Genomic DNA, 11,055 nt, shown 5'->3' with positions numbered 1-11,055 from the left:
TTTCGCACGCGGCAGATGTTCGTCGGCCAGCGCACCCAGATGATCAATGCGTCGTGCGATACGCACGCCTTTGGCATGACGCTTGAGCTCGTGCCCAAGCAGCACTCGACGGGTGGCAAGGCCAGTCTCGGGAAGACCTCGAACCCTCTCGGGACCATGCTGCGCATGACCCTGCCGGGCAACGGATGGGACAGCGTGACATACGCACCCTCCTGGTCTCTGGAGCCATGGCAGTCCTTCAGGCTGTCGAGCGGTTCGACACCCCAAAAAATGGCTGGCTGAAGCGCCTGCTGACCCGCAAGCCACGCATGGTTGCCGCGATTGCGCTGGCCAACATCCCTCTCACACATGCAAGCATGTGTTGCCGGGCAATGGATGGCGCGTGGCCTCTGGGCCATGATGACAAGAGAAGAAAATTACCGGAATCCGGCGGCGACGATGTCATGCCCTCGGCCTTAAGGGACACGCAGCGCACAAACTGAACCTCCATTTACCATATTTTATTCGCTCAACGGGTACTCCGGTCCAACGCAATTCCTTAGAATGAGGATGAATGAAACGTGGCAAATGATCTTGCGCTGACCCTTCATAAAGAACATGATTTTTTTCAGCGGGTTGATTGTAAGGGCGTGCAAGACGCAGAGCGCCTTGTACAATGCGCAAAACGTGAACCTCTGACAGATGGTGGTCTGCGCACGGCAGAGCTTCTTTCGCAGGCTTTGGTCAATGACCCCCATCATCACGAAGCGCAGATCCTGCTGGAGCGACTTTACCAGATGTTCGTGCCCCGGTGGCATTTTCCGATGCTTGCGGACAAAGTCCGCAATCGTGCCTATGCTGCGGCCATCAGCGCGAAAGTCAGGCCTGGTGATGTCGTGCTCGACATTGGCTGCGGTGCTGGCCTCACGGCGATGCTGGCGGCGCGCGCCGGTGCGAAACATGTTTACACCTGCGAACAGCAGCCCCTGATCGCTCAGGCTGCCGTGCGGGTCATCGAAGCGAACGGGCTCGCTGATCGCATTACGGTCATCCCGAAGATGTCGCACAACCTTGTCGTCGGTGTGGACCTTCCTGAACCGGCGGATGTCGTGATTTCCGAGATTGTCGATACCCTTTTGCTGGGAGAGGGCGCACTCGCAACGCTTGAGCATGCAATGCGAAAGCTGGCCAAGCCTCATGCGCGAGCCATCCCTGAACGAGGCGCATTGATGGCTCAGTTGGTGGAAAGCGACAAGCTCCTCAACCTCTGGCGCCCACAGAAGGCAGAGGGCTTTGATCTGTCTGCATTTCATCACTTCGCCACTGTTGCGCAGATCACGCCGAACGATTTCGCAACCTTCGGGCTAAGGCCGTTGGGGTCTGCAACGGACCTGTTCCAGTTTGATTTTGTGCGACCTGACACAAGAGTGGCGCGCAGGACAGAGGACCTAGAATGTTCTGGCAGAGGTACTATCCACGCGGTTTTCGTCTTTTTCGAAATGAACCTTGCACCGGGCATTCAGTTGACGAACGACCTGCATTCCGATGGCCATTGGGGGCGAACGGCCTTCCTGCTGGATCGTCCGATACCTGCGGAGCCCGGAGATCTTCTGAGGATAAGAGCGCATCATGACGCGTCTCAGTTTAGCTTGTCAGCGCACAAGTTGCCCGCTTGCTCCGATCAAGACGACCTTGCGTGGGATGGCCCGGATTTCCCCGCGAACTGCTCTGATCGTGCCTTTTTTCCAACTCGACATGGCATCACGCGAAGGCGAGCAATCCTCTAGCCGACCTCTTAGAGGTTCCGATGTGATGCACGTTTTAAGAATGTCAGAAATGGTCTTGATCATCCACTGCAGCTGCCAAGCGAGATCTACCGGATGAAAGCCCGACAGGATCTGCGCAACAATGCCTCTGATCTGGCTCTTGGGGTGCAAAATGTGACAAGATGCCAGTCTGATTTGAGCAGCGGTGCGGCCCGAGTCCGATGATATTTCTGTTTCAGGACGCCGGGCTGGTCTTGCGTCAGGCGCAGACGGTGCGGGGCGTGCGGCGAGAATCGGCGAAGGCCAGGCCCAGCACCAGAATGCCGCCACAGGCCAGTGTCGCGCCAACGATCCCGGTCGATCCCCAGCCGTAGCCTGCGGACAGGGCCAGACCGGCCAGATAGGGCCCCATGGCATTGGCAAAGTTGAACGCCGCGTGGTTCAGCACCGCCGCAAGTGTCTGTGCATCGCCTGCCACATCCATCAGCCGCATCTGCAGCGGGATGACCAGACCGGCGGTCATGCCCAGCAGCAGCATAGAGGCCACCATGAGCGGCCAGTTCCCCATCACCAGCGTGTAGAGCAATGGGACCACTGCCATCCCGCCCAGCAGCACAAGCGCCCCCCCAAAGCGTGACCAGGAGGCAAGCTTGCCTGCGACCATGTTGCCGAAGGTCGCGCCGACGCCAAAGGCGGACAGAGCCATCGGAATCGCCCAGGACGGCGCCTGCGTCGTCGCCAGCATGGCCGCCGACAGGAAGGAGTAGACTGCAAAAACTCCGCCAAAGCCGACTGCACCGACCAGCAGGGTCAGCCAGACGGCACGGTTCTTCAGCGCGCCCAATTCCCGCAGTGGGCTGGCGGTGTCATCTGCATGCTCGAACGGCGCGTTCTTCAGGATCATGACGAGTGATAGCAGGGCGATGCCGGTCACGATGATGAACAGGCTGCGCCAGCCCAGCAGCTGCCCAATGGCGCCCGCTGTCGGCACGCCCACAACGTTGGCCAGGGTCAGACCCAGCATGACTTGTGCGACCCCGGCGGCACGACGCCCCTTGGGCAGCAGATCAGCGGCGAACAACATGGCGATGCCCAGGTATGCGCCATGGGGAAGCCCGGCCAGAACCCGCGTCGCTGTCAGCGCCATCATCGACGGCATCAGCGCGGCCAGAAAGTTGGCAAAGGCGAAAAAGCCGATGAGGCAGGCCAGCATGGTCTTGCGCGGCACACGTGCGCCCAGAACCGCCAGCACGGGCGCGCCGATCACAACCCCCAGCGCATAGCCGCTGATCGCATGTCCTGCGACGGGTTCGGTTACACCAAGGTCCATGGCGTAATAGGGCAGCAGCCCCATGGCCGCAAATTCCGAAACGCCGATCGCAAATGCGCCCATCGCCATAGAAATTATGGTCCAGCGGACCTGCCGTTCTTCGTACATCGCGCGTATCCGTCGGTTCATGCTGCAGTGCAGCGAAGATAAACAGTTTCGAGATTGTCGCAACAGGGCACTACACATAGGAGCCCTGCAGTTTCTGCATGGTTTGTGGCGCAACAGCTGCGATCATTCCGGGTCGCATTAGGGGTATTTCAGTAGGGGTGGTGCGGGCCACATGGCAACGAAGCGGCAGGATCGCAAGCCTCTTCTCACTGCGGGGCGGATTATGTCGCGGGCGGTGCAGCCCTGTGCATTGCATCGCGCGTGGGCAGAGGGCGAGGAGGTGCGGCCATTGGACGATGCCGCGCTGGAGCTTATGATTGGACAGGTGGCTGACAGCGGCGTTGCGGCCAGTGCCATTTTTCTGCTGAACGCCTAAGCCAACCCCGTGCATGAAATCGCGATCCGCGCCCTGCTGCGCGGCCGATGCCCCGACATGCCGGTGTCCTGCTCGCACGAAGTGTCGACCGAGATCCGCGCATTCGAACGCACGGCCACAACAGTTCTCAACGCTCTGCTGGTGCCGGTGATCGACCGGTCTGTGCGCTCCCTGCGCAAATGGTGGGCGGATGCGGGTATCACGGCCCCGCTCTATCTCATCCAGCCCAATGGCGCCGCCATCAGCCCAGACATCGCGGTGCGCGCGCCCGTCAAGCTGCTGCTGTCGGGGCCTTCAGGGGGGGGTACTGGCGGCGGCACGTCTGACAGGCGCGCTCGGCCAGCCCGACGTGGTCGGCGTGGATATGGGCGGCACCAGCAATAACTTGGCCTTGGTGGCTGATGGCGCGCGCACCGTGGATACACGGGGCGAGATTGACGGCCCGCTGGTGCGCGTGCCCATTGTCGAGATGCACACGATCGGTGCGGGTGGCGGCTTCATCGCTGTTGTCGATGCTTCGGGCCGACCCTCCTGCTGGACAAACAAATCCGCCCGTGCCTTGATCGTGTCAAAGCATCTGCACTCCGGGAGGTCAGCCGCTGAACGAACCGCTGCCACAACGGATCTCGCGCATTCTGGCCTGGATCGCCGGGGCGATCATCCTGTTCGGTTGCGCACTGCCGATCACCATTGATGTGATTGCGCGGCTGCTGATCAACCGCGGCCTTGTGGAAAGCTTCGAGGTTTCGGGATACGCGCTGGCCGCCTGCATCGGCCTCGGCCTTGCCTTTACCGTCACGACCAAGGCGAACATCCGCGTTGATTTCCTGACCGCAAAACTGCCGTTTGCGCTGCGCGCCGCTTTTGACCTGCTCGCGGCATCGGTTCTGGCAGTTGTGGCGTTGGCACTGGCGTGGTTCGCCTATGGAACGGTGGCGCAGTCGGTGGCGATGAACGCAAAAAGTATCTCTCAGCTGCAGGTGCCCATGGTGATCCCGCAGGGGATCTGGTGGCTGGGCCTTGTCTGGTTCGCGATTGTCGCCGTGCTGGCGCCGCTGCAGGCCATTCGCAGCCTGATCTGGCACGATCGGCCCGGCTTCGAAGCGCGGATCGGGTCAGCGGATGTCCAGCAAGAGATCAGCCAGAGCGGCCTTAAGGCGCAGAAAGATCAGACATGATCCTGACCGCGTTCCTGATGCTGCTGATCTGCCTCGCGCTCAGCCTACCGGTGGCGGCGGTGCTGGCGCTGACCGGCTATGTGCTGTCGGAAAACTATGCGTTTTTCCCGATGACCGGGGCGGCGGGGGAGCTTGCGTGGAATTCGTCGAATGACTTTATCCTGATTGCCGCCCCGATGTTCATCATGATGGGCGAGCTGATGCACCGCTCCGGCATCAGCGAAAAGCTGTTCACCGCGCTCACGCCATGGTTTGCGCGCGTGCCGGGGCGGCTGATGCACACCAATATCGCCGCCTCTGCGGTGTTCGCGGCGACCTCTGGCAGCTCTTTGGCCACGGCCGCCACCATCGGCACGGTGGCGATCCCGAACATGGACAAGGGTGGCTACAACCGCCCTTTGTTCCTGGGGTCCATCGCGGCGGGCGGCACGCTGGGCATTCTGATCCCACCGTCGATCAACATGATCATCTATGCGGTGCTGACGGACACCTCGGTCGCCGACCTTTATGCGGCCGGGTTCATCCCGGGTTTTGTTCTGGCGGCGCTGTTTTCCGGTATCGTGCTGGCGCTGGTGCTGTGGCGGCCCGCATGGGGCGGGCATGAGTTGCCGTATGCCTCGCTCTGGCCCGAACGCCTGAAGGGGCTGAAACACCTTATCCCGCCGCTGGGCCTGTTCTGTGTTGTCGTCGGGTCGATATACGCCGGTGTCGCGACGCCGACCGAGGCAGCAGCGCTGGGTCTGATGGCTACCGTGGCGCTGGTGGCGCTGAACGGCGCGCTGACCCTGCCGGTGATGCTGGCCGCCTTTGAGGGCACGGTCAGGACCACCTGCATGATCATGCTGATCGTCATCTCCGCCTTTTTCCTCAATTTCGTCATGGTCTCGATCGGTCTGGTGTCCGCCATCACCGATGCGGTTCTGTCGCTGGGCTGGCCGCCGCTGGGTATGCTGTTTGCCATCGTCGTCTTTTACCTGCTGCTGGGCTGTTTCATGGAGACGCTGAGCATGATGATCGCGACAACACCGATCATCGTGCCGGTCATTGTCGGCCTAGGCTATTCGCCGGTCTGGTGGGGCGTGGTGTTTGTGATCCTGATCGAGGCGGCGCTGATCACCCCGCCCGTGGGCATGAACCTTTATGTCGTGCAGGCCGTGCGCACCGGTGGCGGCGCCTTCAGCGATCTGTTCAAGGGATCGGCGCCCTTCCTGATCGCCATGCTGGCGATGATCGGCCTGCTGATCCTGTTTCCGCAGCTCGCGCTATGGCTGCCGACAATCCTCAACCCAAAGACAGGCGGATAAACCGCCGATGCCAACAGGAGAGACAAAATGATCCACAGACTGATCGCCCCGCTGGTCGCCGCCACACTGGCGCTGCCGGCCCTCGCGCAGGACATGCCAGAGACTCAATTCAACGTCGTAGGCTCTATCGGCACGCTGTCGATGTATACCGACAAGGAACTGCCGTTCTGGACCACGGAAATCCCCGAGACCTCGGGCGGCAAGATCACGGTGCAGGTGAAACCCTTTACCGAGCTGGGCTTCAAGGGCGGCGAAATCTTCCGCTTGGTGTCCAACGGCACGTTGCAGATGGCGACCACGGTGCTGGCCTATAATTCGGGCGAGGTGCCGATGAACGAGGCGACGGATCTGGTCGGTCTGGTCGGTTCGGTGGCGCAGTTGCACGAGGTGGCAGATGCCTTCCGCCCGACCTATGCCGATTTCCTGGAAAAGCAGCACAATATCAAATTGCTGGGCTATGGCACCTATCAGGCGCAGGTGATCTATTGCCGCGATGAATTCACATTCATCGCTGATCTGAAAGGCCGCAAGGTCCGCGCCTCTGGTGCATCGCAGCAGGCCTTTGTGGATTTCCTTGGCGGCTCGCCCATGAGCATTGCCTTTGCCGAGGTACAGCCTGCACTGGCGAGCGGCGTGGTGGACTGCGCCATCACCGGTGCGCTGTCGGGCTACAAGGCCAAGTGGTATGAATCGGCCAAGTTCATTTCGCCCATGCCGGTGACCTTTGGTCTGGCCGCGCATCTTGCGAATCTCGACTGGTGGAACGGGCTGGACGCATCGGTGCAGACGCTGCTGGAGGAAAAGCTCAAGGGGCTTGAGGATGGTGTCTTTGAACTTGCCGCAACCGAGACGGAAACCGGCATTGCCTGCAACACCACCGGTCCCTGTCCGGCGGGCGAACCTGCGGGCATGACGCTTGTCCCGCTGACGCCCGAGGATGAGGCGCTGCGGGCCGAGGCGCTGAAGGCGGTGATCCTGCCGGCCTTTGCCGAACGCTGCGGGGCAGAGTGCACGACCACCTGGAACGACACAGTCGGCACGTTTCTGAACGTCAAAATCGAATGATCCGCAGCAAGAGCGGCCCCGGTGCCGGAAGTCGCTCTTGTGCAACGGGTGCCCAGAACACAGAGCTTTGACCAGAACGCACCCGAAGTAGCTGTTACGTTTCACGCTTTAAAGCTGTAACAACGCCAAGGTACCTCGGGTCCCGGGGCGCAGATCGGTCAACAGGTGTCACAGGTAAGATGAGCGCTGCAACCACAGATCAGGCGACTTTGGCCCCCGGCGGGGCCTTGGGCGGCATGCCGCTGGACTCGCTGATGGCCTGTCCGCAGTGTGATGCGCTTTATGTGGCTGAAATGCCTGCCGTCGGCGAACGTGCCATCTGCGCGCGGTGTCACACCGTTCTGATCGCGCCAAAGCGCAAAGCAGGGTTCAAGATTATCGCGCTGACGCTGGCGGTGATCATCCTTGTTGTGGCGGCGCTGTTCTTTCCGTTTCTGACGATCAGCGCGGCGGGCTTTGGCAACAACGCATCGATCCTTGATTCCGCCTCAAGCTTTCAATCGGGGCCGATGGTGTTCCTGTCTCTGGCCGTGGCGGGGATGATTGTGGTGATCCCGCTGATCCGCACGCTGCTGATCCTTTATGTGCTGATCCCCATCGTCGGGGACCGCCCGCCCTATGCCCATGCCAAACGCGCCTTCCGTCTGACACAAGAGCTCAAACCCTGGGCCATGGCAGAGATCTTTGCCATCGGCTGCGCCGTTGCGTTGGTCAAGGTGGCGGACCTTGCACATATCGGCTTTGGCCCTGCCTTCTGGATGTTCGCCGTACTGGTGATCATCGTCCTCATCAATGACAATTACCTCTGCACATGGTCGGTATGGAAATCACTGGAACTGGATCAGCGCGAGGCATGACCGCGCGCGAGGCGGGCCTTGTCGCCTGCCGTCGCTGCGCGCGGGTCTGGCCCATGGGAACCGAGCGGTGCGCCCGCTGCGGCAGTCATCTGCAATCGCGCGACACCGGAAGCCTCAGCCGGGTCTGGGCGCTGTGGATCGCGGGGGTGATCTGCTACATTCCGGCCAATATCTACCCGATGCTGATCACGCAGACGCTGCTGTCGACCTCAAACAGCACCATCGTGGGGGGCGCGGTCGAGCTCATCCACCACGGATCGATCGGCGTGGCACTGATCATTCTGGCGGCGAGCGTGCTGATTCCCATGGGGAAATTTCTGGCCATCGCTTATCTTGCCATTTCGGTACGGCGCGGATCCGACGTTTCTGCCGCGCGGCGTCACCATCTTTATGAAGTCGTGGAATTCATCGGGCGCTGGTCTATGATCGATGTCTTCGTGGTGGCGATCCTCAGTTCTCTGGTGCAGTTGTCGGTGGTTGCCTCCATTCATCCCGGATCGGCGGCGTTGACTTTTGCGCTGTCCGTCATCTTTACAATGTTGTCGGCACAGGCGTTCGACACCCGTCTCTTCTGGGACACCAAGGACCAGGGCCAGAACCAAAGGAATGACACGACGTGACTGATTCACCCCAAGAAAACGATGCGGCGCGGCCCGGGACCGTCCCGATCAAATCTGGCAGAAAATCGTTCTGGGACAGCGCGTCGCTTGTCTGGCTCATTCCCGTCATCGCCCTTGCCGTAGCGCTGGGCGCTGCCTGGCGCAATTACAACGCGCAGGGTCCGCTGATCGAGGTGGTCTTTGAAAACGCGGCCGGCGTCAAGGCGGGGGAAACCCAGCTGCGCTACCGCGACATCAGCGTCGGCACGGTCGAGGATCTGGGCCTGAACGACGACCTGACCGAGGTCGTTGCCTCGATCCGGATCAACAAGGACCTTGGCCCCTACATCAACGAGGATTCCAAGTTCTGGGTCGTGCGCCCCGAGGTCAGCGCGCGCGGTGTCTCGGGACTCGATACCGTTCTGTCGGGTGTCTATATCCAAGGCGCTTGGGACAGCGAACCGGGCCAATTTCATGATCGTTTTCAGGGGCTGAAGGATGCGCCGCTGCTGGGTCTGGGCCGCGAGGGTGTCAGCATCAGCCTGCGTTCCGATGATGGTCTGCCCGGCGCCGGAACGCCGATCCTCTACAAGGGCGTCGAGGTCGGCGTTGTGGGCACCCCGAACGTCAATGACGACGGCACCAGTGTCTCTGCAGAGGCTGTGATCTACAAGCCCTACAGCAACTTCGTGACCAACTCGACCCGGTTCTGGGACATCTCGGGCTTTAGCTTTTCTGTCGGCGCCTCGGGCGCGCAGCTGAACTTTACCTCGCTCGCCTCGCTGATTTCAGGCGGTGTGACCTTTGCGGAAATCGGCTCTGGCGGCGCGCCGCTGGCCGAAGGCACGACCTTTGATCTGTTTGCGGACGAGACCACGGCGCGCGACGATTTCCTTGTCGATGGCGACGGGCAGGCTGTTGATGTGTCAATGATTTTTGAACAGAATCTGGCGGGTCTGTCCGCCGGTGCGCCGGTCGAACTGGGCGGGCTGAAGGTGGGGGAAATCACCGGTCTGAACGGCATCGTCGACCCGGAACGCTTTGGTGACAACGAGGCGCGCCTGATCGCAACCGCGCGCATCAACCCGGGCCGGATCGGTCTGGGGCAGGATGCGGGCGAAACCGAACTGCTTGCCTATCTGTCGACACGCATCGGCGAAGGTCTGCGCGCCCGTCTGACCAATGCCTCGATCTTCACGGGCGGGCTGAAGGTAGAGCTGGTGGTTCTGCCTGATGAACCGGCCGCCACGCTGGATGCCGAGGCGGAACCGCTGCCCCGGATCCCGACGGCCACTGCTACGCTCACCGATGTGGGTGCGACGGCACAGGGTGTGTTGCAGCGTGTCAATGATCTTCCGATCGAAGAAGTGATGCAATCCATCACCGACTTCCTGAACAATGCCTCGGCTCTGATCGGCAGCGAAGAACTGCAGCGCGCCCCGGCAGAGTTGACCGGCATCCTGTCCGCCGTGCGCGGTGTCGCCGAAAGCGATGGTGTGCAGGGTCTGCCCGATCAGATCAGCACGCTGCTGAACGATCTGCAAACCACCAGCGCGACGCTCAACCGCGTGATTTCCGTGCTTGAGGATCAGGATGCTGCGGGCAAGCTGACCACGGCCATCGCCAATGTCGGCATCGCGACTGAAACCTTGCCAGATCTGGTGGCTGACATCCGCGCCGTGCTGGCCAAGGCGCAGGATGTGCCGCTGGCAGAGCTGTCGCAGAACGTGACCGATCTGCTGGCCTCGGCCCAGTCGCTGCTGTCAGATGCCGATGCGCTGGTTGCGAGCGAGGATGTTCAGGCGTTGCCGACCCAGCTGCGCGGCATCCTGTCTTCGGTGCGCGATGTCACCACCAGTGCCGATGTGCAGGCGCTGCCGACGCGGGTGACCGAACTGTTGGCCGGTCTGCAGGACAGTTCCACCACGCTCAGCCGTCTGCTGCGCGATATTGAGACAGAGGACACGGTGGGCAAGCTGACCGCAGCCATCGACGATGTGGCGCAGGCAGCTGATGGCCTGCCGTCGCTGATCGAACAGGCGCGCGGGATTGTCGAGAATGCCAACAGGATCCCGCTGGACCGGCTGTCGGATCAGGCGACGCAACTGCTCGCCTCGGCCAATGCGCTGGTGGATCAGGACACGACACGTGCCTTGCCGGGCGAGCTGAACACGGCCCTGGCCGAAGTCAGCGCCGTGCTGCGTGAGCTGCAGGAGGGGGGGCTGGTGAACAACGCCAACGCCACGCTGTCGTCTGCGCGCGATGCGGCGGATGCCATTGCCGAAGCTTCGGCAACCTTGCCGGGTCTTGCGGCGGATCTGCGCGCTGTGGCGACGCAGGCCAACACGACGCTGTCGGCCTATTCTGACGATTCCAACTTCACCCGCGAAACCCGGACCGCAATCCGGCAGATCCAGTCTGCAGCCGAGGCGATTGAACGTCTGGCGCGGACCATCGAACGCAATCCGAATTCGCTGATCCTGGGACGGTAAC

Annotated in this window: 12 protein-coding genes; 11 read left to right on the top strand and 1 reads right to left on the bottom strand. The window is 61.6% G+C overall.

Going from position 1 to position 11,055, the window contains the following annotated elements; genetic code table 11:
• On the top strand, positions 1 to 282 hold a 282-nt coding region (locus P775_RS28505; RefSeq protein WP_218967678.1), incomplete at its 5' end, for a hypothetical protein.
• A gap of 296 nt (positions 283 to 578) precedes the next feature.
• Positions 579 to 1,766 carry a class I SAM-dependent methyltransferase gene (locus P775_RS11960; protein ID WP_099911219.1) on the top strand — a complete coding sequence of 396 codons (1,188 nt, stop codon included), beginning with the start codon at positions 579 to 581 and terminating at the stop codon, positions 1,764 to 1,766.
• Between the two features lie 238 nt (positions 1,767 to 2,004).
• Here P775_RS11960 and P775_RS11955 read toward each other — a convergent pair whose 3' ends face one another.
• Positions 2,005 to 3,204 carry an MFS transporter gene (locus P775_RS11955; protein ID WP_245875657.1) on the bottom strand — a complete coding sequence of 400 codons (1,200 nt, stop codon included), beginning with the start codon at positions 3,202 to 3,204 and terminating at the stop codon, positions 2,005 to 2,007.
• 151 nt (positions 3,205 to 3,355) lie between these two features.
• On the opposite strand from P775_RS11955, the gene P775_RS27590 reads away from it, so the two are divergent.
• The 9 genes from P775_RS27590 (at position 3,356) to P775_RS11915 (ending at position 11,054) form a co-directional block, all read left to right on the top strand.
• Positions 3,356 to 3,559 (top strand): hypothetical protein, encoded by a 204-nt coding sequence (locus P775_RS27590; RefSeq protein WP_143520885.1) that lies wholly within the window; start codon positions 3,356 to 3,358, stop codon positions 3,557 to 3,559.
• Between the two features lie 9 nt (positions 3,560 to 3,568).
• Positions 3,569 to 3,943, top strand: coding sequence for a hydantoinase/oxoprolinase family protein (locus tag P775_RS28925; protein WP_099911207.1), 375 nt, complete (start codon positions 3,569 to 3,571; stop codon positions 3,941 to 3,943).
• The gene (locus tag P775_RS11945; protein WP_425439903.1) at positions 3,924 to 4,253 is read left to right on the top strand and encodes a hydantoinase/oxoprolinase family protein; all 330 of its coding nucleotides are present in this window, start codon (positions 3,924 to 3,926) and stop codon (positions 4,251 to 4,253) included. The genes P775_RS28925 and P775_RS11945 overlap by 20 nt, the downstream gene beginning before the upstream one ends.
• A 1-nt stretch (position 4,254) precedes the next feature.
• Complete coding sequence (locus P775_RS11940; protein WP_180287420.1) at positions 4,255 to 4,737, top strand: TRAP transporter small permease; 483 nt, start codon at positions 4,255 to 4,257, stop codon at positions 4,735 to 4,737.
• Positions 4,734 to 6,041: a TRAP transporter large permease gene (locus P775_RS11935; RefSeq protein WP_099911204.1), complete on the top strand. Its 1,308-nt coding sequence runs from the start codon at positions 4,734 to 4,736 to the stop codon at positions 6,039 to 6,041. The genes P775_RS11940 and P775_RS11935 overlap by 4 nt, the downstream gene beginning before the upstream one ends.
• 27 nt (positions 6,042 to 6,068) lie before the next feature.
• Positions 6,069 to 7,106, top strand: coding sequence for a TRAP transporter substrate-binding protein (locus P775_RS11930; RefSeq protein ID WP_099911203.1), 1,038 nt, complete (start codon positions 6,069 to 6,071; stop codon positions 7,104 to 7,106).
• A 179-nt stretch (positions 7,107 to 7,285) separates the two neighbouring features.
• Positions 7,286 to 7,963: a paraquat-inducible protein A gene (locus P775_RS11925; RefSeq protein ID WP_425439902.1), complete on the top strand. Its 678-nt coding sequence runs from the start codon at positions 7,286 to 7,288 to the stop codon at positions 7,961 to 7,963.
• Entirely contained in the window at positions 7,960 to 8,583 is a 624-nt protein-coding gene (locus P775_RS11920) for a paraquat-inducible protein A (protein WP_245875656.1), read from the top strand. The genes P775_RS11925 and P775_RS11920 overlap by 4 nt, the downstream gene beginning before the upstream one ends.
• Positions 8,580 to 11,054, top strand: coding sequence for a PqiB family protein (locus tag P775_RS11915; RefSeq protein WP_099911201.1), 2,475 nt, complete (start codon positions 8,580 to 8,582; stop codon positions 11,052 to 11,054). Before P775_RS11920 ends, P775_RS11915 begins: the two co-directional genes overlap by 4 nt.
• Position 11,055: the final 1 nt, after the last annotated feature.

Origin of the sequence: Puniceibacterium antarcticum (assembly GCF_002760615.1) — a bacterium.
GTDB classification, from domain to species: Bacteria; Pseudomonadota; Alphaproteobacteria; order Rhodobacterales; family Rhodobacteraceae; genus Puniceibacterium; species Puniceibacterium antarcticum.
The sequence above is the reverse complement of the archived record's forward strand: the minus strand, read 5'-3'. Positions and strand labels throughout refer to the sequence as shown.